At 67.1% G+C, this 23,558-nt stretch carries 21 protein-coding genes and 1 pseudogene; 7 read left to right on the top strand and 15 right to left on the bottom strand.

The genetic code is table 11. The features are described 5' to 3' along the window. Positions 1–76: 76 nt before the first annotated feature. The 4 genes and pseudogenes from dnaK to VPH43_RS07920 form a co-directional block, all read left to right on the top strand. Positions 77–2,047, top strand: a pseudogene (gene dnaK / locus VPH43_RS07905) (molecular chaperone DnaK); the annotation flags it as partial. 82 nt (positions 2,048–2,129) lie between these two features. Next, a complete protein-coding gene (dnaJ, locus tag VPH43_RS07910; RefSeq protein WP_328577135.1) occupies positions 2,130–3,278 on the top strand; it encodes a molecular chaperone DnaJ in 1,149 nt (382 codons plus the stop codon). 120 nt (positions 3,279–3,398) lie between these two features. Next, positions 3,399–5,006, top strand: coding sequence for a response regulator (locus VPH43_RS07915; RefSeq protein WP_328577136.1), 1,608 nt, complete (start codon positions 3,399–3,401; stop codon positions 5,004–5,006). 141 nt (positions 5,007–5,147) lie between these two features. After that, positions 5,148–6,863, top strand: coding sequence for a response regulator (locus VPH43_RS07920; protein ID WP_328577137.1), 1,716 nt, complete (start codon positions 5,148–5,150; stop codon positions 6,861–6,863). Here VPH43_RS07920 and VPH43_RS07925 read toward each other — a convergent pair. Continuing rightward, positions 6,805–7,935, bottom strand: coding sequence for a PA0069 family radical SAM protein (locus tag VPH43_RS07925; protein ID WP_328577138.1), 1,131 nt, complete (start codon positions 7,933–7,935; stop codon positions 6,805–6,807). The genes VPH43_RS07920 and VPH43_RS07925 overlap by 59 nt on opposite strands. A gap of 116 nt (positions 7,936–8,051) precedes the next feature. On the opposite strand from VPH43_RS07925, the gene VPH43_RS07930 reads away from it, so the two are divergent. Next, entirely contained in the window at positions 8,052–8,873 is an 822-nt protein-coding gene (locus VPH43_RS07930; RefSeq protein ID WP_328577139.1) for a zinc-dependent peptidase, read from the top strand. A gap of 104 nt (positions 8,874–8,977) precedes the next feature. Here the strand turns inward: VPH43_RS07930 and dnaB are convergent, their stop codons facing one another. The 8 genes from dnaB to ppsA form a co-directional block, all read right to left on the bottom strand. Next, positions 8,978–10,393: a replicative DNA helicase gene (dnaB, locus tag VPH43_RS07935; RefSeq protein ID WP_328577140.1), complete on the bottom strand. Its 1,416-nt coding sequence runs from the start codon at positions 10,391–10,393 to the stop codon at positions 8,978–8,980. A 162-nt stretch (positions 10,394–10,555) separates the two neighbouring features. Beyond that, a complete protein-coding gene (gene rplI, locus VPH43_RS07940) occupies positions 10,556–11,008 on the bottom strand; it encodes a 50S ribosomal protein L9 (RefSeq protein ID WP_328577141.1) in 453 nt (150 codons plus the stop codon). Between the two features lie 11 nt (positions 11,009–11,019). Further along, on the bottom strand, positions 11,020–11,310 hold the full coding sequence (gene rpsR, locus VPH43_RS07945; RefSeq protein ID WP_328577142.1) for a 30S ribosomal protein S18: 291 nt from the start codon (positions 11,308–11,310) through the stop codon (positions 11,020–11,022). 42 nt (positions 11,311–11,352) lie between these two features. Continuing rightward, positions 11,353–11,643: a primosomal replication protein N gene (priB, locus tag VPH43_RS07950; protein WP_328577143.1), complete on the bottom strand. Its 291-nt coding sequence runs from the start codon at positions 11,641–11,643 to the stop codon at positions 11,353–11,355. Positions 11,644–11,682: 39 nt separating this feature from the next. Next, entirely contained in the window at positions 11,683–12,048 is a 366-nt protein-coding gene (gene rpsF, locus VPH43_RS07955) for a 30S ribosomal protein S6 (RefSeq protein WP_328577144.1), read from the bottom strand. Positions 12,049–12,156: 108 nt separating this feature from the next. Then, positions 12,157–14,265, bottom strand: a complete 2,109-nt coding sequence (locus tag VPH43_RS07960) for a VC_2705 family sodium/solute symporter (RefSeq protein WP_328577145.1) — start codon at positions 14,263–14,265, stop codon at positions 12,157–12,159. Next, positions 14,258–14,542: a DUF4212 domain-containing protein gene (locus VPH43_RS07965; RefSeq protein WP_328577146.1), complete on the bottom strand. Its 285-nt coding sequence runs from the start codon at positions 14,540–14,542 to the stop codon at positions 14,258–14,260. The genes VPH43_RS07960 and VPH43_RS07965 overlap by 8 nt, the downstream gene beginning before the upstream one ends. Positions 14,543–14,608: 66 nt before the next feature. Beyond that, complete coding sequence (gene ppsA / locus VPH43_RS07970) at positions 14,609–17,011, bottom strand: phosphoenolpyruvate synthase (RefSeq protein ID WP_328577147.1); 2,403 nt, start codon at positions 17,009–17,011, stop codon at positions 14,609–14,611. A 201-nt stretch (positions 17,012–17,212) separates the two neighbouring features. Between ppsA and ppsR the strand changes: the two genes are divergently transcribed. Continuing rightward, positions 17,213–18,037 (top strand): posphoenolpyruvate synthetase regulatory kinase/phosphorylase PpsR, encoded by an 825-nt coding sequence (gene ppsR, locus VPH43_RS07975; RefSeq protein WP_328577148.1) that lies wholly within the window; start codon positions 17,213–17,215, stop codon positions 18,035–18,037. A 7-nt stretch (positions 18,038–18,044) separates the two neighbouring features. Next, on the top strand, positions 18,045–18,737 hold the full coding sequence (locus tag VPH43_RS07980; protein ID WP_328577149.1) for a haloacid dehalogenase type II: 693 nt from the start codon (positions 18,045–18,047) through the stop codon (positions 18,735–18,737). Between the two features lie 8 nt (positions 18,738–18,745). Here the strand turns inward: VPH43_RS07980 and VPH43_RS07985 are convergent, their stop codons facing one another. From VPH43_RS07985 to lpxD, 6 genes are read right to left on the bottom strand one after another with little or no spacing between them, the layout of a single operon-like run. Continuing rightward, the gene (locus VPH43_RS07985) at positions 18,746–19,522 is read right to left on the bottom strand and encodes a TrmH family RNA methyltransferase (RefSeq protein WP_328577150.1); all 777 of its coding nucleotides are present in this window, start codon (positions 19,520–19,522) and stop codon (positions 18,746–18,748) included. Beyond that, positions 19,515–20,183: a ribonuclease HII gene (gene rnhB, locus VPH43_RS07990; protein ID WP_328577151.1), complete on the bottom strand. Its 669-nt coding sequence runs from the start codon at positions 20,181–20,183 to the stop codon at positions 19,515–19,517. Before rnhB ends, VPH43_RS07985 begins: the two co-directional genes overlap by 8 nt. After that, positions 20,146–21,285: a lipid-A-disaccharide synthase gene (lpxB, locus tag VPH43_RS07995; RefSeq protein WP_328577152.1), complete on the bottom strand. Its 1,140-nt coding sequence runs from the start codon at positions 21,283–21,285 to the stop codon at positions 20,146–20,148. Before lpxB ends, rnhB begins: the two co-directional genes overlap by 38 nt. Before the next feature lie 8 nt (positions 21,286–21,293). Beyond that, positions 21,294–22,082, bottom strand: a complete 789-nt coding sequence (gene lpxA / locus VPH43_RS08000) for an acyl-ACP--UDP-N-acetylglucosamine O-acyltransferase (RefSeq protein WP_328577153.1) — start codon at positions 22,080–22,082, stop codon at positions 21,294–21,296. Between the two features lie 4 nt (positions 22,083–22,086). Then, positions 22,087–22,533 carry a 3-hydroxyacyl-ACP dehydratase FabZ gene (fabZ, locus tag VPH43_RS08005; protein WP_328577154.1) on the bottom strand — a complete coding sequence of 149 codons (447 nt, stop codon included), beginning with the start codon at positions 22,531–22,533 and terminating at the stop codon, positions 22,087–22,089. Next, entirely contained in the window at positions 22,530–23,558 is a 1,029-nt protein-coding gene (gene lpxD, locus VPH43_RS08010) for a UDP-3-O-(3-hydroxymyristoyl)glucosamine N-acyltransferase (RefSeq protein ID WP_328577155.1), read from the bottom strand. Before lpxD ends, fabZ begins: the two co-directional genes overlap by 4 nt.

Below are 23,558 nucleotides of genomic sequence, written 5' to 3' on the forward strand. Positions count from 1 at the left end.
TTTCGGGCCAGCAGTGCTTGAAAAGCGGCCCATGCGACACAACTAGACGACAACCGAATTCAGTTCCAAGGAGAAACACAACATGGCAAAGATCATCGGCATCGACCTGGGCACCACGAACTCGTGCGTCGCCATCATGGAAGGCAACACGCCGAAAGTGATCGAGAACAGCGAGGGTGCCCGCACCACGCCGTCGATCATCGCCTACCAGGAAGATGGCGAGATCCTGGTGGGTGCGTCCGCCAAGCGCCAAGCGGTCACCAACCCGAAGAACACGCTGTATGCGGTGAAGCGCCTCATCGGCCGCAAGTTCACCGAGAAGGAAGTGCAGAAGGACATCGACCTGATGCCTTATGCCATCAAGGCGGCCGACAACGGCGACGCCTGGGTGGAAGTGCGCGGCAAGAAGCTGGCGCCTCCGCAGGTGAGCGCTGAAGTGCTGCGCAAGATGAAGAAGACCGCCGAGGACTACCTCGGTGAAGAGGTCACCGAAGCCGTGATCACGGTGCCGGCCTACTTCAACGACAGCCAGCGCCAGGCCACCAAGGACGCCGGCCGCATCGCCGGCCTGGATGTCAAGCGCATCATCAACGAGCCGACAGCGGCCGCGCTGGCCTTCGGCCTGGACAAGCACGGCAAGGGCGACCGCAAGATCGCGGTGTATGACCTGGGCGGCGGCACCTTCGACATCTCGATCATCGAGATCGCCGACGTGGACGGCGAGAAGCAGTTCGAAGTGCTGTCGACCAACGGTGACACCTTCCTCGGCGGCGAGGACTTCGACCAGCGCATCATCGACTACATCATTGCGGAGTTCAAAAAGGAACAGGGCGTCGACCTCACCAAGGACGTGCTGGCCCTGCAGCGCCTGAAGGAAGCGGCCGAGAAGGCGAAGATCGAGCTGTCCAACAGCACGCAGACCGACGTCAACCTGCCGTACATCACGGCCGACGCCTCGGGCCCGAAGCACCTGAACATCAAGCTCACCCGCGCCAAGCTCGAAGCCCTGGTGGAGGAGCTGATCGAGCGCACCATCGAGCCCTGCCGCATCGCGATCAAGGATGCGGGCGTGAAGGTGAGCGACATCGACGACGTGATCCTCGTCGGCGGCATGACCCGCATGCCCAAGGTGCAGGACAAGGTCAAGGAGTTCTTCGGCAAGGAGCCGCGCAAGGACGTCAACCCTGACGAGGCGGTTGCCGTGGGCGCGGCCATCCAGGGCCAGGTGCTGGGCGGCGAGCGCAAGGACGTGCTGCTGCTGGACGTCACCCCGCTCTCCCTGGGCATCGAGACCCTGGGCGGCGTGATGACCAAGATGATCAAGAAGAACACGACCATCCCGACCAAGTTCTCGCAGACCTTCTCCACTGCCGACGACAACCAGCCGGCAGTGACGATCAAGGTCTACCAGGGCGAACGCGAGATGGCCTCGGGCAACAAGAGCCTGGGCGAGTTCAACCTCGAAGGCATTCCGCCGGCGCCGCGTGGCGTGCCGCAGATCGAGGTCACCTTCGACATCGACGCCAACGGCATCCTGCACGTGGGCGCGAAGGACAAGGCCACCGGCAAGGAAAACAAGATCACCATCAAGGCGAACTCCGGCCTCAATGAAGCCGAGATCGAGAAGATGGTGAAGGACGCGGAAATGAACGCGGCCGAGGACAAGAAGAAGCTCGAGCTGGTCACCGCCAAGAACCAGGCCGACGCCATGCTGCACAGCGTGAAGAAGTCGCTGGGCGAACACGGCGACAAGCTCGAGGCCGGCGAGAAGGAAAAGGTCGAAGCCGCGTTGAAGGACCTCGAGGAAACGCTCAAGTCCGACGACAAGGAAGCGATCGAGGCCAAGACCGAGGCGCTGATGACCGCCAGCCAGAAGCTCGGCGAGAAGATGTACGCCGACGCACAGGCGGCCGCGCAGGCCGCCGGTGCGGCGGGCGGCGCACCGGGCGCAGGCCCGGAGCAGGCCGCACCGCATGCCGAAGCCAATCGCCCGGCGGACGACAACGTGGTCGACGCCGAGTTCAAGGAAGTGAAAGACAAGAAGTAATGCGCGCTTGAGGCCACTTCAACCGGCCACCCCCGTGGGCCTCACCGCGCACGGGGGCTTTTGCGTTTAAGAGAGACCACCCATGGCAAAGCGTGATTACTACGAGATCCTCGGCGTCGCCAAGAACGCCAGCGACGAGGACATCAAGAAGGCTTATCGCAAGCTCGCGATGAAGCACCACCCTGACCGCAACCAGGGGGACGACTCCAAGAAGGCCGAAGAGAAGTTCAAGGAGGCCAAGGAAGCCTACGAGATGCTCTCGGACCCGCAGAAGCGCGCGGCCTACGACCAATACGGCCATGCGGGGGTGGACCCCAACATGGGCGGCGCGGGTTTCCGCGGCGGGCCGGAGGGCTTTGGCGGCTTCGCCGAGGCCTTTGGCGACATCTTCGGCGACATCTTCGGTGGCCAGGCAGCCGGCGGCCGGCGTGGCGGGGGACAGCAGGTCTACCGCGGCTCGGATCTTTCGTACGCGATGGAAATCACGCTGGAAGAGGCGGCGCACGGCAAGGAAACCCAGATCCGCATCCCGAGCTGGGAGACCTGCGAAACCTGCCACGGCAGCGGTGCCAAGCCGGGCACGAGCCCGAAGACCTGCCCGAGCTGCAACGGCAGCGGCGCGGTGCACCTGCGCCAGGGCTTCTTCAGCATCCAGCAGACCTGCCCGCATTGCCACGGCACCGGCAAGATCATTCCCGAGCCTTGCCTCACCTGCTCCGGCCAGGGCAAGATCAAGAAGACCAAGACGCTGGAGGTCAAGATCCCCGCGGGCATCAACGAGGGCATGCGCATCCGCTCGGCCGGCAATGGCGAGCCCGGCACCAATGGCGGCCCGCCGGGCGACCTGTACATCGAGATCCGGATCAAGCAGCACGAGATCTTCGAGCGCGATGGCGACGACCTGCACTGCACCGTGCCGGTGGGCGTGACCACCGCGGCGCTGGGCGGCACCATCGAGGTGCCCACCCTGGGTGGCAAGGCCGAGATCGAGTTGCCCGAAGGCACCCAGCACGGCAAGACCTTCCGCCTGCGCGGCAAGGGCATCAAGGGCATCCGCTCCAGCTACCCGGGCGACCTGTACTGCCATGTGGCGGTGGAAACGCCGGTCAAGCTCACCGAATACCAGCGCAAGCTGCTGAAGGAGCTGGACGAGTCCTTCCGCAAGGCCGGCGACCGCCATTCGCCGAACGCCAAGAGCTGGACCGACCGGGTGAAGGACATCTTCAAGTAAACCGCCCCGGTGCCGAATTGGCCCGGCCGCCACCCCCTAATTGGGGTTTTGGTGGCTGGGCTGCCTGCCTACACTGGGCCCAACCCTGCCATACGAGCCGGGTAAGGGAAGGCTCAAGGTATGCGACTGCTTGATTCGGACATCCATCAAGCCAAGGCGCTGGTCATCGACGGCAACCCCGGCTCGCGCAGCGCGCTGGTGGCGATGCTCAAGGAGGCCGGCATCGGCAAGGTGGAACAGTCGGCCAAGGTGGCCGACGCCCGCCGGCTGCTCGAGAGCCGGCCGTTCGACATCGTGCTGTGCGAATACCACTTCCCCGGCGAAACGATGAGCGGCCAGGACCTCATCGACGACCTGCGCCTGGCGCAACTGCTGCCGCTGAACACGGTGGTGGTCATGATCTCCGGCGAAGCGGCGTATTCGCAGGTGGCCGAAGCGGCCGAAGCTGCACTGGACGCCTACGTCATCAAGCCCCACACCGAACAGGCCCTGCGCGACCGGCTGGCCGAAGCGCGCCAGCGCAAGCGCCTGCTCAAGCCCATCCTGGACCGGGTGCAGGCCAAGCAGTACCAGGAAGCGGCCGACCTGTGCCTGACGCTCTATGAAACCAAGGGGCCGGGCTGGATCCATGCCGCGCGCATCGGCGCGGAGCTGATGCTCAACCTCGGCCAGGCCCACACTGCGATGAAGATGCTGGAGGCGGTGCTCGCCACGCGCGCTCTGCCCTGGGCCCGCATGGGCATCGCCCGCACCCAGTACAAGGTGGGCAGCCTGAACAACGCCCGCCGCACCCTGGAAAGCCTGCTGTCGGAGCAACCCGGCTACGTGGATGCCTACGACGTGATGGGCCGGGTGATGCTGGACCAGGGTGATACCGGCGGCGCGATCGAGGCCCTTCACCGGGCGTCGGATCTCACGCCGGGCAGCGTGGCGCGGCTGCAGAAGTTCGGTGTGCTCGCCTTCTACTACGGCAACCAGGATGAAGCGGCCGAGGCCCTGGCGCGCGCCACCAACATCGGGGTCAGCTCCAAGGCCTATGACATGCAAGGCCTGGTGCTGCTGGCCGCGCTGCAGTACGACAAGCGCGAGACGCGCCAGCTCGCGCTGTCGCAGGCCACGATGAAGCGGGTGCTGCGCGAAGCGCCCAACAGCGCCCGCCTGAACCGGTTTGCTGGCGTGGTGGACGCTCTGCATTGCCTGGCCACCCGCAAGGTGCCGGAGGCGGTGATGCAGGTCCGCCAGATGCTGGGCTCCGTGACCGAGCCGCAGTTCGACTTCGAGGCGGCCTGCAACCTGCTCATGGTGGCCACGCGGCTGTATGCCGAAGAAACCAAGCTGGACGACATCGAGCACTCGATGGACGTGCTGGCGCGCCGCTTTGCCGTCTCCAAGACCACCTGCGAGATGCTGGTGAGCGCGGCACGCCACCAGCCCGAACTGGCCGGGCCCATCCGCCTGGGCTACGCCCACATCAGCGCGCTGGCCGAATCCGCCGTGTCGCTGTCGGTGGCGGGCAAGCCCCAGGCAGCGGTGATGGACCTGCTGAGCCAGGCCGAGCAGACGCTCAATTCCAAGCTGCTCGACCTGGCCGCCCACACGCTGGAGCGGCACCGCGCCGCCATCCCGGACGCGCCCCGGGTGCAGGAGCGCATCGACGCCTTGCGCAGCCGCTATCACAGCTACGGCACCCAGGTGCGGCTGACCCGGCCGGGCGAACACGACGGCTGACGTGCCGGCTCAAGTGGGCGCGCCGGCCGGTCGATAACGGCGAACCAGCCCGCGCTGGAAGGGGTTGCCCATGTGCCCGTGCACCACTGACCATTGCCGCCGCCCTGCGGGGCGCACCACCGCCGTCGCGCAGGTGCCTTGATGCACGCGCTGGACCGCCACATCGCCGATTGCCGCGGCCTGGTGGTGGACGCCAACCCGACATCGCGCAGCATCCTTGCGGCCCAGCTGCGCGACCTGGGCGTGGGCACGGTGGCGCAATGCAGCAAGGCCACCGACGCCCGCCGCCTGCTGGAGAACCGCGAGTTCGAATTCGTGCTGTGCGAGCAGCACTTTCCCAACGACACGCTGTCGGGCCAGGACCTGCTGGACGACCTGCGCCGTGCGCAGCTGCTGCCCTTCTCCACGGTGTTCATCATGATCACCGGCGAGGCCACCTACGGCAAGGTGGCCGAAGCGGCCGAGTCCGCACTCGACGGCTACCTGCTCAAGCCCCACACCGCCACCGGCCTGGCAGAACGCCTGCGCCATGCACGCGAGCGCAAGCGCGTGCTGCGCGAGATCTTCGAGGCGATGGAGGACCAGCAGTTCGAAGTGGCGGCGCGCATGTGCCTGCAGCGCTTCCACGATCGCTCGCCCTACTGGCTGTATGCGGCCCGCATCGGCGCCGAGCTGCTGCTGCGCCTGCAGCAACATGCCGCCGCGCAGAAGCTCTACGAAGCGGTGATCGCCACCCAGGCGTTGCCATGGGCGCGCCTGGGCGTCGCGCGGGTGCAGCTCGAAGGCGGCCAGCTGGCGCCTGCGCGCCGCACGCTGGAAAGCCTGATTGCGCAGGAACCGTCCTACGCGGATGCCTATGACGTGATGGGGCGAGTGCAGGTGGAACAAGGCCAGCTCGACGACGCGCTGGCCACCTACCGCCAGGCCAGCGAGCTGACACCCGGCTCCATCATGCGGCTGCAAAAGCACGGCATGCTGGCCTTCTACCTGGGCGACCACGAGCAGTCGGCCAAGGCGCTGGAGCGGGCCAGCGCGCTGGGCATCAACTCCAAGACCTTCGACTTCCAGTCGATGGTGCTGCTGGCGTTCGCCCGTTTCCAGCAGCGCGACGGCAAGGGCCTGCAACGTTGCCTGGACAACCTGCAGCACGCACTGGACAAGGCGCCGCAGAGCCGGCGCCTGCAGCGTTTTGCGGAGGTGGCGCGCACGCTGCACCATATGCAGCAGAAGCAGGTGGCCAGCGTGGTGAACGACGTGCGGGCGCTGGCCGCCGAGATCGCTGAACCGGACTTCGACCTGGAGGCCGCGTGCAACATGCTGGCCCTGGTGTCGCGCCTGACCGCGGCCGAGCTGCGGCTGGACGAAGCCGAAGGCTGGATCGACGCGGTGGCGCTGCGCTTTTGCACCGCCAAGGGCGTGAGCGAACTGCTGGCCCGCAGCGCCGGCGGGCACCCGCCTTACGCCGAGCGGGTGCGCCAGTGCCATGCGCGCATCCACGAGATCGCCGAGCAATGCATGGCGCACACCGTGGCCGGCGATCCGGCCGCCACGGTCAAGCAGCTGCTGGTGCACGGCAGCCGCACCGGCAACACCAAGCTGATCGACATGGCGCGGCTCACGCTCCAGCGCCACCACGCCGCCGTGGCCGACGCCGCCGAGCTGGCGCCGCAACTTGAGGCGCTGCAGCGCCGCTACGCGGGTGCGGTGAACCTCCCTCTGGGCCAGGACGGTGGGCGCTCGGCGGGCGGGCTGAACCTGCGCACGGGTGCAGCGGAGCCGGTGGCGCCCGTGCAGGCGCTCAAAACAGCTCCCCCTGGCCCGCGGCCGCATCAGGACGCGGGCGGCGGAAGCCGCTGAAGTCGAACTGTTCCTTGTCACCCGCCAGCCCGAAACGCTGCTTCGCATTGGCCACCCGCTGCGCGAACAGCTGCGCCCAGACACCCTCGCCGCTCATGCGGTGGCCGAAGCGCGAGTCGTAGTCCTTGCCACCGTGCATCTCGCGCACGCGTGACATCACACGCTGGGCCCGGTCAGGAAAGTGCTGCTGCAGCCACTGCTGGAACAGCGGGTTCACCTCCCACGGCAGCCGCAGCACGATGCTGAACCCTGAGCGCGCGCCTGCGGCGGCGGCCGCTTCGAAAATGCGCTCCAGCTCCGGCTCGTTGATGAAAGGAATCATCGGTGAGGCGCTCACGCCCACCGGCACACCCGCCCTGGACAGCGTCTCGATCACCTGCAGGCGCCGATGCGGCGCGGCGGCGCGCGGCTCCAGGATGCGCGCGAGCTGCGGGTCCAGCGTGGTGAGGGACACGTAGACCGCCGACCTGCCGTGTGCCGCCATCGGCGCGATGAGGTCGAGATCGCGCTCCACTCCGGCCGACTTGGTGATCACCGAAAACGGATGCTGGCATTCGACCATCAACTCCATGATGGAGCGCGTGATGCGCAGGCGCCGCTCCACCGGCTGGTAGGCGTCAGTGGCCGAGCCGATGTTGAGCATCTTCGGTTCATAGCGCGGGCTGGCCAGCGCCTCGCGCAGCCGTTCGGCCGCGTTCACCTTGGCGATGATGCGGGTCTCGAAGTCCAGACCCGGCGACATGTTGAGGTAGCTGTGCGTGGGGCGCGCAAAGCAGTAGATGCAGCCATGTTCGCAGCCACGGTAGGGGTTGATCGAGAGATCGAAGGACACGTCGGGCGACTGGTTGCCCGACAGGATGGACTTGACCCGCTCCTCGATGATCTGGGTCTGCGGCGCCAGATGCTCTTCGTGCGCGGCCTGTTCCAGCGTGCCCCAGCCATCGTCGAAGGCTTCACGGGTGTCGCGCTTGAAGCGATGCTCTATGGCCCAGGCGGTGCCACGGCCCTTCAAGGGCATGTACACCAGCGCCGCGGAGGCGGCGGCTTCAGCAGGGTTGGGCGTCTTGTTCATACTGTAAATATATACAGCTACTTGACCCTTCTGCGAGTGCGGAGTGCGCGCCGGCTTGAAATTGATGCGGATCGCATCCACCTGACTGGCGTCACACCGTTTCGCAAAGGCCCGCCATGCCCCTCCTCGTGCTGCTGAGCGTGGCCTTGTGCTTCGTGGCCTGGCTCTTGGCCGAGCCGGCCTATGTACGCTGGCGCCGCGCCCGCATCGCGGCCCACCCGTTCCCAGCGGCCTGGCGCTCCGTGCTGCACCGCCGGGTGCCCTACTTCCGCCGCCTGCCGGTCAACCTGCAACTGCAGCTCAAGCGCCACATGCTGGTGTTCCTGGCGGAAAAGCCTTTCATCGGCTGCGCCGGCATGAAGGTGACCGATGAGGTGCGGGTCACCATCGCGGCACAAGCCTGCCTGCTGCTGCTGAACCGGCCGCCACACTACTTTCCCGGGCTGAAACAGATCCTGGTGTACCCGGGCGCCTTTGTCGTGAACCGCGTGCACACCGGCAGCGCGGGCGTCCTCCAGGAGCAGCGCCAGGTGCTGGCCGGCGAATCGTGGTCGCAGGGCCAGGTGATCCTGTCATGGGAGGACACCCTCGAAGGCGCGGCGGTCAGCGACGATGGCCGCAACGTGGTGCTGCACGAGTTTGCCCACCAGCTGGACCAGGAAACGGGCGCCGCCAATGGTGCGCCCCGGTTGGCAGGCCCGCAGCGTTACGAACGCTGGGCCCAGGTGCTGAACCGGGAATTCGAGCAGCTGCGCGCCCTGGCTGACAGCAGTCTGCCCAGCCTGCTGAACCCCTACGGTGCGACCGACCCCGCCGAGTTTTTCGCGGTGGCCACCGAGGTCTTCTTCGAGCAAGGTACGCAGCTGGCCGCGCACAGCCCGGCGCTGTATGCCGAGCTGCGCGACTTCTACCGGGTGGACCCGCTGAGCTGGGCCTGAATCGCGGCCGGCCAGCGAGCTGTTGAGCCCAGCGCAGGAAGCCGCCCCGCCGGTCCTGCACCGGCGTGGGCCGGCAGCGCCGCCAGCGCGCGGGCGAGCGGTGCTCAGTACTCGCTGCCGCTGACCACCGTGCCGGGCGCCAGGTTGTCGAACTTGGTCAGCGGCTTCAGGAAGGTGAGCTTCACCGTGCCGACCGGGCCGTTACGCTGCTTGCCGATGATGATCTCGGCCACGCCCGGTTCCTTCGAGTCCTTGTTGTAGTACTCGTCGCGGTAGATGAACATGATCACGTCCGCGTCCTGCTCGATGGCGCCCGATTCGCGCAGGTCGCTCATCATCGGGCGCTTGTCGGTGCGTGTTTCCACCGAGCGGTTGAGCTGCGACAACGCGATCACCGGGCATTGCAGCTCCTTGGCCAATGCCTTCAGGCCGCGCGATATCTCGCCGATGACGGTGGCGCGGTTTTCCTCGCTGGCACCGCCCGAGCCGCTCATCAGCTGCAGGTAGTCAATGACGATCAGGCCCAGGCGGCCGCACTGGCGGGCCTGGCGTCGCGCGCGCGCACGCAGCTCGCTCGGGTTGAGCGCCGGCGTCTCGTCGATGAACATGCTCGCCTTGGACAGCCGCTCGGTGGCTTCGCTCAGCCGGCTCCATTCATCGTCGTTGAGCTTGCCGGTGCGCAGGTGCTGCTGGTCGATGCGGCCGAGCGAGCCCACCAGGCGAAGCGCCAGCTGGGAGGCGCCCATTTCCATCGAGAACACCACCACCGGCAGGCCTTCCTGCACCGCCACGTGTTCGGCGATGTTCAGCGCGAAGGCCGTCTTGCCCATGGACGGACGGGCCGCCAGGATGATCAGGTCGCCCGGCTGCAGGCCCGCGGTCATGCGGTCCATGTCGTAGAAACCGGTGCGCACGCCGGTCACTTCCTCGGCGCCGTTTTCGTAGAGCTCGGTGACGCGATCGATCAGCTGCATCACCAGGTTGTCCATGCTCTGGAAACCCTGCTTCTGGCGCGAGCCCTCCTCGCCGATCTTGAAGATCGTGCCCTCGGCTTCGTCCAGGATGGTGGACACCGGCGTGCCTTGCGGATTGAAGGCCTTGGTGGCGATCTGGTCGCTGGCGGCGATGAGCTTGCGCAGGATGGCGCGCTCGCGCACGATTTCCGCATAGCGGCGCAGGTTGGCCGCGCTGGGCACGCTCTGCGCCAGGTCGTTCAGGTACTTGAGGCCGCCACACTCGTCGGCCTTGCCGAGGCTCTGCAGTTGCTCGTGCACCGTGATCACGTCGGCTGGCTTGCTGGCGTTGATCAACGTGCCGATGGCGGCGTAGATCACCCGGTGCTCGAAGCGGTAGAAGTCGGTGTCCTGCAGCAGGTCGCCGGCCCGGTCCCAGGCCCCGTTGTCCAGCAGCAGGCCGCCCAGCACGCTTTGTTCGGCCTCGATGGAGTGCGGCGGCACGCGCAGGCGCGCCACTTCGTCGTCACGGGGGGCGGACTCACGGGGCTGGAAAACGGCGGACATCGATACGAAGCCTCAGGAGGGATGCCAATCGGCCATGGTAGGCCTTCGAGCGGAGGATGGCTGTGCACAGGCCAGTGGATATCCCGTGTGCAGCTTGTGAAATGCGGAGGAACAAAGAAAAAGGCCGGCATCGAGCCGGCCTTCGTGAGCGCGAAGCGTCCGTCAGTCGGTTTCGCCGACCACTACGACGGTGACGTCCACCACCACATCGGTGTGCGGTGCCACGGTCACGGCATGCTCGCCGACGGTCTTCAGCGGACCGTTGGGCATGCGGATCTGGCCCTTGGCCAGCTCGAAGCCTTCCTTCTTGAGGGCTTCCGCGATGTCGTGGTTGGTGACCGAGCCGAACAGGCGACCGTCCACGCCAGCCTTCTGGCTGATACGCACCGTCTTGCCGTTGAGTTTCTCGCCGGTGGCTTGCGCGGCGGCCAGCTTGGCGGCGGCGGCCTTCTCGAGTTCGACGCGCTTGGCTTCGAACTCCTTGATGGCGCTTTCGGTGGCGCGGCGGGCCTGGCGGCTGGGGATCAGGAAATTACGGGCGTAGCCGTCCTTCACCTTCACCACGTCGCCCAGGTTGCCCAGGTTGGCCACTTTTTCGAGCAGGATGACTTGCATGGGGCTGCTCCTTAGACCTTGTGCTGGTCAGAGTACGGCACCAGCGCGAGGAAGCGGGCACGCTTGATCGCAGTGGTCAGCTGGCGCTGGTAGTACGCACGCGTGCCGGTCAGGCGGGCGGGCGTGATCTTGCCGTTTTCGCCGATGAAGTCGCGCAGGGTGTCGACATCCTTGTAGTCGATGGACTCGACGCCGGCGACGGTGAAGCGGCAGAAACGCTTGCGGCGGAACAGCAGCGATTGCTGGTTGCGCTTGGGACGCTTGTCCTTGGAGAAGCGACCTTTACCACGGGGTGGGGGCATGATGACCTCTTTCTAAATCTGATTCCGGAATACGAACGTGAGTCAGGTGAGCAGCTCGACCTCTGTGACGTGGAAGCTGAGGCCTCGGCCATTGCGCCCCGCCGTCAAAAACCCGGCAAAGGTGCCGGAGCTTCCGATGGCCAGCGGCAACAGCTGCCGTGTGATCGCCCCGATAGCCACCGCGCGTATCTCCATGGAGACCTTGCGGGGCTGCCCGTCTTCGCTGACCTGGGATTCGTGCTTCAAGCTCAAGTCCAGGGCCGGCAGACCGGCGGGGGTGTAGCGCACGGCACCGCGTTCGACCAGTTGGGCCGACAGAACCAATCGGTTCATCGCGCCCCGGCCTCAAGCGGCTGCAGCCTCAAACACACGTCAGGCGGCGGCCTCCTGCTGGGGGGCCTTGCGGGCTTCTTCCTTCTCGACCATCTTCATCATCACCGACGGGGTCGTCTCGGCCTTGTCCTTGGCGACGGTCAGGTGGCGCAGCACGGCGTCGTTGAAGCGGAAGCCGGTTTCCAGCTCGCCCAGCGTTTCCTTGCTGCACTCGATGTTGATGCACAGGTAGTGCGCCTTGGCGAGCTTCTGGATCATGTAGGCCAGCTGACGACGGCCCCAGTCCTCCACTCGATGCACCTTGCCACCGGCATTGGTGACCAGGGTCTTGTAGCGCTCCAGCATGGCTGGAACCTGTTCGCTTTGATCCGGATGGATCAGCAGAACGATCTCGTAATGACGCATGGAGTCTCCTTGTGGATTCCAGGGATTGGAAGCCGCGCCCAATGCGTCAAATACAGACGGCGCGGCAAGGGAAAGCCAATGATTATAGCAGGCTGGCCTCGGCCCGGGTCATCCTTGCGCCGGGCCGGGCGCCCGGAGCCGCGCCAGGAGCCGGTATTCCTCGGCGGAGGGCCGGGGCGTGACCAGGCTGACCAGCAGCAGCACCGCCATGCCCAGCGGCACGCCGAACACCCCGGCAGCCATCGGCTCGATGCCCCACCAGCGCAGGTCTGCCGCAGCCGGCCCCAGGGCGAACAAGTGGCGCAGCCAAGGCAGGTTGATCACCATGTACCAGGCGCACAGGCCCAGTCCGGACAGCATGGCGCAGATGGCGCCCAGGCGCGTGGCGCGGCGCCAGAACACGCCCAGCGTGAGCGCGGGGAAGAACGCCGAAGCCGCGAGCGAGAAGGCGGCCGACACGTACTGCAGGATGTCCGTGATGCGCAGCGACGCGAGCCACGCCGCCAGCAGCGCCACCATCAGCACCAGCACCTTGGACAGCATCACGCGCCGGATCGCAGACGCGCGGGGATTGATGACCCGGTAGTACACGTCGTGCGACAGGGCATTGGCGATGGTCAGCAGCAGCCCGTCGGCCGTGGACAGCGCCGCGGCCAGCCCACCGGCAGCCACCAGGTAGGTCACGACAAAGGGCAGCCCGCCGATTTCCGGCGCCGCCAGCACGATCACGTCCTGCCCCAGGCGCAGCTCGCTGAGCTGAAGGATGCCGTCCAGGTTGATGTCCTCCACCGAGACCAGCGACGGGTCCAGCTTGGCCCAGCGCCGCAGCCAGCTCGGCAGCTCGTCGAAGGGCATGCCCACCAGGTGGGAGAACACCTCGTACTTCACCATCACCGCCAGCGCCGGAGCCGCCACGTACAGCAGCGCGATGAAGAAAAGCGACCATCCCACCGACCGGCGCGCCGCACTCACCGACGGCGTGGTGTAGTAGCGCGTCAGCACATGCGGCATGGCGGCCGTGCCCATCATCAGGCAGAGCACCAGCGCGATGAAGTTGCGCCGGGAATGGTCGAACGCCTGCTGCTGGGCGGCATCACCATCCGGGTCGCCCGCTGCGTAAGGCAGCGCCTGGGGAGGCATGCCGGCCAGCGGGCGCGACTGCCGCAATGAGGTGTCCCGCTCACGCTCGTACGCCTGCCGCGCCGCCTCCTCCGTGCGCGGCAGGCGCTGCAGCCGCCGCTCCGCCTGCTGGATGCGCACCAGGGGCTGCTCCTCGGCCTTCATGCGCTCGATCTGCCCCGCCAGTTGGCGGGCGTCCTGCGCCATCGCGGCTGGCACGTCGGCCAGCTTGGCGTTGGCCACCGCGGCCCGCTGGGCGTAGAGGGCACGCACCTCCTTCTCGCGCGGGTCGTCGCTGAGGCGGCGCTCGGCCTCGGTCACCTTCTGCAGCTGAGCACCGTAGCTGGCCGGTGACACGAGGTGGCCGGTCTGGTTCAGCGACAGCCATGCAACAGGGACCAAGTAGGCAATGATCAGCACGATGTACTGGGCCACCTGGGTCCAGGTGACGGCCCGCATGCCACCCAGGAACGAACACACCAGCACGCCGCCCAGCCCGACGAAGATGCCCACCTCGAAGCTGAAGCCGGTGAGGTGCGAGGTGATCAGGCCCACGCCATAGAGCTGTACCACCACGTACACGAAGGACACCATCACCGCGGCCGCCACGGCCAGCAGGCGGGGCAACTGGCCGCCATAACGCGCACCGATGAAGTCCGGAATGGTGAACTGGCCGAACCGGCGCAGGTAGGGCGCCAGCAGCAGCGCCACCAGGCAGTAGCCACCCGTCCAGCCCAGGATGTAGGCCAGCCCGGCGTAGCCCTGCAGGTAGAGCACACCCGCGGTGCCGATGAAGGAGGCGGCCGACATCCAGTCGGCCGCGGTGGCCATGCCGTTGTACAGCGCCGGCACCCGGCGGCCGGCCACGTAGTACTCCGCCTCGTCGGTGGTGCGGCTGAGCAGGCCGATGAGTGCATACACACCCACCGTGCCGATGAGGAACATCGCCCCGATCCAGCCGCGTGACCAGCCCAGCCGCTCGGCGCCGGCCAGCAGCACGATGAAGCCGATCACGCCCAGCGTGTACAGGCCATAGCGGCGATGCAGCTGGTGGCCGAATCGGCGTGTGGCCTCGGCCTGTGCCGACGGCTCAGCCATGCCCGTCCGTTGCTTCGCCGGGCGATGCCTCATGAAACTGCCGGTCCAGCCGCTCCATCAGCAGCGCGTACACCACGATCACGGCCAGGTACAGCAGCAGCGCACCCTGCGATGCCACCCAGAAGCTCAGCGGAAAGCCGAACAGCGACAGGCCACTCAGGTCGCGCGCAAACCAGGGGCCGACCAGGGTGATCAGCAGCCAGGCAAACAGCAGGCCGCCGGTGATGCGCAACACGCGCCGCCAGTAGCGCGACTCGATTGGCTGATCCTCGTCCATCCCCACCCCGCTAGCAGCGACCCGTCGATTGTGGGCGACGGGCCGCCTGCGGGCGATTGGGGAATGTCAGCGCTTGGCCAGGCGCTGCCAGGTCTCGACCACCGTGTCCGGGTTCAGCGAGATGGACACGATGCCCTCCTGCGCCAGCCAGTCGGCAAAGTCCGGATGGTCGCTGGGCCCCTGGCCGCAGATGCCCACGTACTTGCCGGTGGCCCGGCAGGCCGCAATCGCGCGCGAGATCATTGCCTTGACGGCCGGATCGCGTTCGTCGAAGTCGTCGGCCAGCTGCTCCAGGCCGGAGTCGCGGTCCAGGCCCAGGGTCAGCTGGGTGAGGTCGTTGGAGCCGATCGACATGCCGTCGAAATGCTCCAGGAACTGCTCGGCCAGGATGGCGTTGCTGGGCACCTCGCACATCATGATGAGCTTCAGCCCGTCCTGCCCACGCTTGAGCCCGCGCGCGGCGAGCATCTCGTTGACCTTCTGCGCCTGCTTGATGGTGCGCACGAAGGGCACCATGATCTCCACGTTGTCCAGGCCCATGTCCATGCGCACGCGCTTGAGCGCTTCGCATTCCATCGCGAAGGCATCGCTGAAATCACCGCTGATGTAGCGGCTGGCACCGCGGAAGCCCAGCATCGGGTTTTCTTCGTCCGGCTCATAGCGCGAGCCGCCGATCAGCTTGCGGTACTCGTTGGACTTGAAGTCCGACAGCCGCACGATCACCGGCTTGGGCCAGAAGGCCGCCGCGATGGTGGCGATGCCTTCGGTGAGCTTGTCCACATAGAAGGCACGCGGGCTGGCGTGCCCGCGGGCCACCGACTCCACCGCCTTCTTCAGCTCGCCGTCCACATTCGGATAGTCAAGGATGGCCTTGGGGTGGACGCCGATGTTGTTGTTGATGATGAATTCCAGCCGGGCCAGGCCCACGCCGGAATTGGGCATCTGCGCGAAGTCGAAGGCCAGCTGCGGATTGCCGACGTTCATCATGATCTTGATCGGGCAGTACGGCATCTCACCGCGCTGCACATCGGTGATCTCGGTCTCCAGCAGGCCGTCGTAGATGAAGCCGGTGTCGCCCTCGGAGCAGGCCACCGTGACCAGCGCGCCGTCGGCCAGCTTCTCGGTGGCGTCGCCGCAGCCCACCACCGCCGGGATGCCGAGCTCGCGCGCGATGATGGCGGCGTGGCAGGTGCGCCCGCCGCGGTTGGTGACGATGGCGCTGGCGCGCTTCATCACCGGCTCCCAGTTGGGGTCGGTCATGTCGGTCACGAGCACATCGCCGGGCTGCACGCGGTCCATCTCGCTGATGGAGGTGACCAGGCGCACCGGGCCGGTGCCGATCTTCTGGCCGATGGCACGGCCTTCGGCCAGCACCGCGCCCTGCCCCTTGAGCTTGTAGCGCTGCTCCAGCTTGCCTTCGGACTGGCTCTTCACCGTCTCCGGCCGGGCCTGCAGGATGTAGATCTGGCCGTCGATGCCGTCCTTGCCCCACTCGATGTCCATCGGGCGCTGGTAGTGCTGCTCGATGATCATCGCGTACTTGGCCAGCTCGATGATGTCGTTGTCGTTGAGCGAATAGCGGTTGCGTTGCTCGGGCGGCGTGTCCACCGTCCGCACCAGCTTGCCGCTGGCCGTCTTTTCCTCGGGCGAGGCGAACTCCATCTTGATCAGCTTAGAGCCCAGGTTGCGGCGGATGACCGGGAACTTGCCGTTCTTGAGCGCCGGCTTGTGCACGTAGAACTCGTCCGGGTTCACCGCGCCCTGCACCACCGTCTCCCCCAGGCCATAGCTGGAGGTGATGAACACCACGTCCTTGAAGCCCGATTCGGTGTCGATGGTGAACACCACGCCGGCGGCGCCCAGGTCGGAGCGCACCATGCGCTGCACGCCGGCCGAGAGCGCCACGTCACTGTGGGCAAAGCCCTTGTGCACGCGGTAGCTGATCGCGCGGTCGTTGTAGAGGGAGGCGAACACCTCCTTCATCTTGTGCAGCACCTGCTCGATGCCCACCACGTTGAGAAAGGTTTCCTGCTGGCCGGCGAAGGACGCATCAGGCAGGTCTTCCGCGGTAGCGGACGAACGCACCGCGAACGACGCCTCCGGGTTGCCGGCGGTGAGGCGGGCGAACTCGGCGCGGATCGCGTCTTCCAGGGGCTTGGGGAAGGGCGCGGCTTCCACCCAGCCGCGGATCTCGGCGCCGGCTTCGGCCAGCGCGCGCACGTCGTCGGTGTTCAGCGCCTTCAGGCGCGCGTTGATCTTGTCGGTGAGGCCGTTGCCCTTGAGGAACTCCCGGAAGGCCTGTGCCGTGGTGGCAAAACCCCCAGGCACGCGCACCCCGGAGGCGGCGAGCTGGCTGATCATTTCGCCGAGGCTGGCGTTCTTGCCGCCGACCACCTCGACATCGGTCATCCTCAGTTGTTCAAACGGTACGACCAGGGCGGTCGCCTCAAAGCGGGATGCAGAAGACATGGGAAAGCTCCGTGATGTGAAAAAACCGGTGCTCCCGCGTCGAACAGGCGCGCACGATCAACCCACCCGATGGTCGATTCTGGTTGTTTGGCAGGGGTGGGGCGGCGCATGGGCTGAAATCGCGAGAAATTACGCCGATTCTAGGCGCTGGCGGCCGGCCGGGGGAGCCTCCCCTATGATGGCCGGCGAGGAGCCCGCCCCATGCTGAACCGCACCGTGTTTTTTGTCTCCGACGGCACCGGCATCACCGCCGAAACCTTCGGCAACTCCATCCTGGCCCAGTTTGCCGCCAAGCCTCGGCATGTGCGGCGGCCCTTCATCGACACGGTGGAAAAGGCCTGGGCGGTGGTGCACGAGATCAACCAGACCTCCGAACGGGAGGGCCAGCGCTCCATCGTGTTCATCACCCTGGTGAACGACGAGGTGCGCGACATCGTGTGCAACCCCGAGTGCAAGGGCCTGGTGCTGGACATGTTCCGCACCTTCGTGGAGCCGCTGGAGCACGAGTTCGGCATCAAGTCCAACCACCGCGTGGGCCGGTTCTCCGACGCCGCCAAGAGCCAGGAATACAACGACCGCATCGAGGCGATCAACTTCTCGCTGGCGCACGACGATGGCCAGTCCGCGCGCAACCTGGAGATGGCCGACGTGATCCTGGTGGGCGTGAGCCGCAGCGGCAAGACGCCGACGTCGCTGTACCTGGCCATGCAGCACGGCATCAAGGCCGCCAACTACCCGCTGATCCCCGACGATTTCGAGCGCGGCAAGCTGCCGTCCATGCTGGCCCCGCACAAGCGAAAGTGCTTCGGCCTGACCATCGACCCCGACCGGCTGAGCCACATCCGCAACGAGCGCCGACCGGGGAGCAAGTACGCCGCGATCGAGAACTGCCGCTACGAGGTGAACGAGGCCGAGGCGATGATGCGCAGGGAAGGCATCTCCTGGCTGTCGTCCACGCACAAGTCGATCGAGGAGATCGCGACCACCATCCTGCGCGACATCCGGCCGGACCGGCTGATCTACTGAAGCGGCCATGACGGTGTGTGTGCTCGCCTTTGACACCTTCGGCACGGTCGTCGACTGGCACGGCAGCATCCGCCGCGAGGTCACCGCCCGCTTCCCGGACGTGGACGGCGACGCCTTCGCCACCGCCTGGCGTGCCGGTTATCGGCCCGCGATGCAGCGTGTGATGTCCGGCGAGCTGCCGTGGACCCTGATCGACGACCTGCACCGGATGATCCTGGACGAGTTGCTGCCGCGTTTCGGCCTCGCGCACCTGGACGATGCGGCACGCCGACAGCTCAACAAGGCGTGGCACCGGCTGGACCCCTGGGTGGATGCTGCCGAAGGGCTGCGCAGGCTGAAGTCGCGCCACGTCGTGTGCACCCTGTCCAACGGCAACATCGGCCTGCTTACCGACCTGGCCAAACATGGCAGCCTGCCCTTCGACTGCATCCTGTCGGCGGAGGTCTTCAAGGCCTACAAGCCCGACCCGGCCACCTACCTGGGTGTGGCCCGGGTGTTCGACGTGCCGCCGGCCGAGGTGATGCTGGTGGCAGCACACCACGATGACCTGGCTGGCGCCCGCGCTTGCGGCTTGCAGACCGCGTATGTCGAGCGGCCGCTGGAGTTCGGCGCCAACCGTGCCAAGGACGTGTCCCCACGGCCCGAGAACACGCTGCACGCCAGGGACTTCATGCACCTGGCCGATCTGCTCGACTGCTGAACCGCGAGTCAGTCAGCCGCCTGGCGCGCACTTTCGTACAGGCAGATCGCCGCCGCAGCGGCCACGTTCAACGACTCCTCACCACCGGGTTGCGGAATGGCGAGCAGCGCGGCGCAGCGATCCAGCAAGGTGGGCTGCACCCCCTGCCCTTCATGGCCCAGCACCCAGGCGGCCGGCGATGGCAGCCGGGCGCGGTGCACCGACTGTTCGGCATGCGAGCTGGTGGCCAGCAGCGGCACGCACAGCGCCGCCAGGTCGTCCACTTGCAGGCCTTCAACCAGCCGCAGCCCGAAATGCGCGCCCATGCCGGCGCGCAACACCTTCGGCGACCACAGCGCCGCGGTGCCCTTGATCGCGAGCACCTGCCGCACACCGAATGCCGCGGCGCTGCGCAGGATGCTGCCGACGTTGCCGGCGTCCTGCAGTCGGTCGAGCACCAGGCTGGCCGCATCGGCATCGATCCCGGTCGCGGCCGGCAGGGCCACCAGCGCACCGATGGACGCGGGCGACTCCAGCGCGCTGATACCACGGAACAGCGCATCGGGCACCCGCACCGCGCGACGGCCCTGCCCGCTCAGCATGCGCAGGTCCGGCTGCTCCCAGCCAGATTCGCTGATCACTACGTCCTGCAGCGCATGCCCGCGCGCCAGGCAGGCGCGCATCAGGTGGTCGCCCTCCAGCCAGACGGCACCCTCTTTCCGATAGGCCGTGTTGTCCTGCGCCAGCTTGCGCAGGCGCACCAGCAGCGGGTTGTCGCGTGAACGAATCTCGACAGGATCAGTCATCGAAGGCGTCCGTCAGCGTCGCCCCGGCGAGCGAGAGGCCAAGCGCCTCCCGCACGGGCGCGAAGCTGCGGCGGTGCGCCATGCAGGCTCCCTGGGCCTTCAGCGCGGCCAGGTGCTCCGCGGTGGCGTAACCCTTGTGCCCGGCGAAGCCATATCCGGGATGAAGCGCATCGAGCTGCAGGCAAAGCCGGTCGCGGTGCACCTTGGCCAGGATGGACGCAGCCGAAATGGACTTCACCAGCGCGTCACCCTTCACGATGGCTTCGGCGGGAATACGCAGCACCGGCAGGCGGTTGCCGTCCACCAGCACCTTGGCGGGTTTCAGGCGCAGGCCTTCCACCGCTCGCCGCATCGCCAGCATCGTGGCCTGCAGGATGTTGATCTCGTCGATCTCCTCCACCGTCGCCTCGCCGACCGCGCAGCACAGCGCCTTGGCGCGGATCTCGTCGTACAGGCGTTCGCGCTTGGCAGGCGTCAACACCTTGGAATCGGCCAGGCCCTTGATGGGACGAAGGTCGTCCAGGATCACGGCCGCAGCCACCACCGGGCCGGCCAGCGGCCCGCGGCCGGCTTCGTCCACGCCGGCGATCAGCCCGGGCGTGTCCCAGGACAGCGCAATCTGTTCAGGCTTGCGCTTTTTCGACGACTTGGGCGATGGCATCGGTGGCTCGCTGCGCGGTGTCCTGGCGCAGCCGGTGATGGAGTTCGACAAAACGCTGTTGCACGGCCTGCACGCGGGCCGGCGCATCCAGCCAGCCAGCCACCGCGTCGGCCAACGCCGCCGGCGTGGCGTCGCCCTGCAGCAGCTCGGGCACCACGAAATCCTCGCACAGGATGTTCGGCAATCCAACCCAGGGCTGGTAGCGCATGCGCTTCATGATCTGCCAGCTCACCGGGTGCAGCTTGTAGGCGATGACCATGGGGCGCTTGAACAGCGCGGCTTCCAGCGTGGCGGTGCCGCTCGCGATGAGAGTGACATCGCAGGCGGCCAGCACTTCGTGCGACATGCCGTCCACCACCTGGATCGGCGTGCCCGCGGCGTGTTGCGCCAGCAGTGGCTGCAGCAGCGGGCGCAGCCCGGGCACCACCGGCAGCACGAAGCGCAGCTCCGGACGTTGCCGGTGCAAGGCCGCTGCGGCCGCCAGGAACGGCGGTGCGATGTGCTGGATCTCGGCGCGGCGGCTGCCCGGCAGCAGCGCCACCACCTGGGCGTGCTCCGGCAACTGCAGGCGCTGGCGCCCCTGCGCCCGCGGGGGCTCCATGGGAATGGCATCGGCCAGCGGATGGCCCACGTAGCTGGCCGCCACGCCATGGCGCTGCAGCAGGGCCGGCTCGAAGGGAAACAGGCACAGCACGTGGTCGGCGGACTGCGCGATCTTGGCCGCCCGGCCGCCGCGCCAGGCCCAGATCGACGGGCAGACGAAGTGCACGGTGCGAATGCCGGCCGACTTCAGGCGCGCTTCCAGCCCGAGGTTGAAGTCGGGTGCGTCCACGCCAATGAAGGCATCGGGCTTGTCAGCCAGCAGGCGCTCGGCCAGCCGGTCGCGGATGGCCGAGATCTCGCGATAGTGGCGCAGGGCCTCCACATAGCCGTGCACTGCCAGCTTGTGGTGCGGCCACCAGGCCTCGAAGCCTTGGTCAGCCATCTTGGGACCACCGATGCCCTGCGCCTGCAGGCCGGGCCAGCGCTGGCGCATGCCGCCCAGCAGCAGCCCCGCCAGCAGGTCGCCGGAGGCCTCGCCTGCGACCATGGCGAATTTCATGATCGCCTTCAGCGAGCGATGCCGCGGGTGGAGGCGGCGAGGAACTCGAGCAACAGCGCCACGTCGGCATCCCCCTCGGGCAGCTGGCCGCGCAGGCCTTCGATCTCGGCCCGGGCTTGCTCCAGCGTGAGGCCTTTGCGGTAGAGCAGGCGGTGCATCTGCTTCACCTGGGCGATGCGCTCGGCGCTGAAGCCGCGGCGGCGCAGGCCTTCGACATTGAAACCATGCACGGCCAGCGGGTTGCCGGAGACCATCATGAACGGCGGCACGTCCTGCGACACGTGGCTCTGGAAGCCGATCATCGCGTGCGCGCCAATTTTGCAGAACTGGTGCACGCCGGACAGGCCCCCCACGATGGCCCAGTCGCCCACGTGCACATGGCCCGCCAGCGTCGCGTTGTTGGCCAGGATGGCGCGGCTGGCCAACTGCACGTCGTGCGCGATGTGCACGTAGGCCATGATCCAGTTGTCGTCACCGATCCGGGTGATGCCCACGTCCTGCACAGTGCCGCGGTTGAAAGTGCAGAACTCGCGGATGGTGTTGCGGTCGCCGATGTGCAGCTCCGTCGGCTCGCCGCGGTACTTCATGTCCTGCGGCGCGGCCCCCAGCGACGCCATCGCGAAGATGCGGTTGTCGCGCCCGATGGTGGTGGGCCCCTCGATCGTGGTGTGCGCACCCACAGTGGTGCCGTCGCCAATGCGCACCTGAGCCCCGATCACCGCATACGGGCCGATGGTGACGGTGTCGGCCAGCTCCGCGGACGGGTCGACAACGGCAGTGGGATGGATCTGCGCCATGCGTTCAGCTCACCTTGCGCATGGTGCACATCAGCTCGGCCTCGCACGCGGTTTCTTCGCCCACCAGCGCGCGCGCGCCGAACTTGAAGATGCCGGCCTTCATGCGGTTGAGCGTCACGTCCAGGAAGAGCTGGTCGCCCGGCTCCACCGGCCGCTTGAAGCGGGCACCGTCGATGCCGGCGAAGTAGTACACCGAGTCTTCGTCCAGTTCCATGTCCAGCGATGCAAACGACAGCAGCGCGGCCGCCTGGGCCAGCGCCTCCAGCATCAGCACGCCGGGCATCACCGGGCGGCGCGGGAAATGGCCGGTGAAGAACGGCTCGTTCATCGTCACGTTCTTCAGCGCGCGCAGGCGCTTGCCCTTTTCGATCTCCAGCACACGGTCCACCAGCAGGAACGGATAGCGGTGCGGCAGCTTCTTCAGGATCTGGTGGATGTCCATCGAGTTCATGAGATTTTTTTTTCCAGCGCCCGCAGGCGCTCGCGCAGTGCATGCAGGTGACGCAGCGTGGCCGCGTTCTTTTCCCAGCTCGCATTGTCGTCGAACGGGAACGAGCCGCTGTAGTGCCCGGGCTGCCGGATGGAGCGGCTGACGAGTGTGAACGCGGATACGTGCACCTGATCGCAGATCTCGATGTGGCCCACGATGCCAGCCGCCCCGCCAATGGTGCAGTGCCGGCCGATGCGTGCACTGCCTGCCACGGCCACACACCCGGCGATCGCGGTGTGGGCGCCGATGTGCACGTTGTGCGCAATCTGGATCAGGTTGTCCAGCTTCACGCCGTCCTCGATCACCGTGTCGTCCAGCGCGCCGCGGTCGATGCAGGTGTTGGCGCCGATCTCCACGTCGTCGCCGATGTGCACCGCGCCCAGTTGCTCGATCTTTTCCCAGCGGCCCTCGTGGGGCGCGAAACCGAAACCATCTGCACCGATCACTGCGCCGCTGTGCACGATGCCGCGGGCGCCGATGCTGCAGCGCTCTCCCAGGGTGACATGCGGTGCCAGCCGCGTGCCGTTGCCCACCTGGGCAAACGCCCCCACGTAGCACTGTGTACCCACCACCGCGCCGGCCTCGATGACCGCGCCGGTTCCGATGAAGGCCAGGGCACCGATGGAGGCAGACGGGTCCACCGAAGCGCCCTCTTCGATCACCGCCGAAGGGTGCGCGCCCTGTGACGCTGCGGTTTGGCGCATACCCGCCCACCACTGTGTGAGGCGCGCGAAGTAAAGATAGGGGTCCGGCGTGACGATCGCCGCGCCGCGCGCCTCGGCCGCATCCCGCAGGCCTGGCGCGACGATCACGCAGCCGGCCTGGCTGTCTGCCAGCTGGGATTGGTAGCGCGGGTTGGCCAGGAATGCGATGGTGCCGGGCGTGGCGCCCTGGAGCGGGCCGATGCGGTCGATCCGGTGCGAAGGGTCGCCCACCAGCTCACCACCCAGCCGGGCGACCACGTCGGACAGCTGTACTTCAGGCAT

The sequence above is a fragment of the Ideonella sp. BN130291 genome (assembly GCF_036231905.1).
Lineage (GTDB): Bacteria > Pseudomonadota > Gammaproteobacteria > Burkholderiales > Burkholderiaceae_C > CAMLIZ01.

Coding starts and splice junctions, on each gene's coding strand:
- VPH43_RS07985 (WP_328577150.1), bottom strand. CDS start 19,522: ATGACTGATCCTGTCGAGATTCGTTCACGCGACAACCCGCTGCTGGTG.
- ppsA (WP_328577147.1), bottom strand. CDS start 17,011: ATGTCTTCTGCATCCCGCTTTGAGGCGACCGCCCTGGTCGTACCGTTT.
- VPH43_RS07980 (WP_328577149.1), top strand. CDS start 18,045: ATGACGGTGTGTGTGCTCGCCTTTGACACCTTCGGCACGGTCGTCGAC.
- lpxD (WP_328577155.1), bottom strand. CDS start 23,558: ATGCCTGAAGTACAGCTGTCCGACGTGGTCGCCCGGCTGGGTGGTGAG.
- rplI (WP_328577141.1), bottom strand. CDS start 11,008: ATGCAAGTCATCCTGCTCGAAAAAGTGGCCAACCTGGGCAACCTGGGC.
- rnhB (WP_328577151.1), bottom strand. CDS start 20,183: ATGCCATCGCCCAAGTCGTCGAAAAAGCGCAAGCCTGAACAGATTGCG.
- VPH43_RS07965 (WP_328577146.1), bottom strand. CDS start 14,542: ATGGACGAGGATCAGCCAATCGAGTCGCGCTACTGGCGGCGCGTGTTG.
- lpxB (WP_328577152.1), bottom strand. CDS start 21,285: ATGAAATTCGCCATGGTCGCAGGCGAGGCCTCCGGCGACCTGCTGGCG.
- VPH43_RS07920 (WP_328577137.1), top strand. CDS start 5,148: ATGCACGCGCTGGACCGCCACATCGCCGATTGCCGCGGCCTGGTGGTG.
- dnaB (WP_328577140.1), bottom strand. CDS start 10,393: ATGTCCGCCGTTTTCCAGCCCCGTGAGTCCGCCCCCCGTGACGACGAA.
- fabZ (WP_328577154.1), bottom strand. CDS start 22,533: ATGAACTCGATGGACATCCACCAGATCCTGAAGAAGCTGCCGCACCGC.
- lpxA (WP_328577153.1), bottom strand. CDS start 22,082: ATGGCGCAGATCCATCCCACTGCCGTTGTCGACCCGTCCGCGGAGCTG.
- ppsR (WP_328577148.1), top strand. CDS start 17,213: ATGCTGAACCGCACCGTGTTTTTTGTCTCCGACGGCACCGGCATCACC.
- rpsF (WP_328577144.1), bottom strand. CDS start 12,048: ATGCGTCATTACGAGATCGTTCTGCTGATCCATCCGGATCAAAGCGAA.
- rpsR (WP_328577142.1), bottom strand. CDS start 11,310: ATGCCCCCACCCCGTGGTAAAGGTCGCTTCTCCAAGGACAAGCGTCCC.
- VPH43_RS07930 (WP_328577139.1), top strand. CDS start 8,052: ATGCCCCTCCTCGTGCTGCTGAGCGTGGCCTTGTGCTTCGTGGCCTGG.
- dnaJ (WP_328577135.1), top strand. CDS start 2,130: ATGGCAAAGCGTGATTACTACGAGATCCTCGGCGTCGCCAAGAACGCC.
- VPH43_RS07925 (WP_328577138.1), bottom strand. CDS start 7,935: ATGAACAAGACGCCCAACCCTGCTGAAGCCGCCGCCTCCGCGGCGCTG.
- priB (WP_328577143.1), bottom strand. CDS start 11,643: ATGAACCGATTGGTTCTGTCGGCCCAACTGGTCGAACGCGGTGCCGTG.
- VPH43_RS07915 (WP_328577136.1), top strand. CDS start 3,399: ATGCGACTGCTTGATTCGGACATCCATCAAGCCAAGGCGCTGGTCATC.
- VPH43_RS07960 (WP_328577145.1), bottom strand. CDS start 14,265: ATGGCTGAGCCGTCGGCACAGGCCGAGGCCACACGCCGATTCGGCCAC.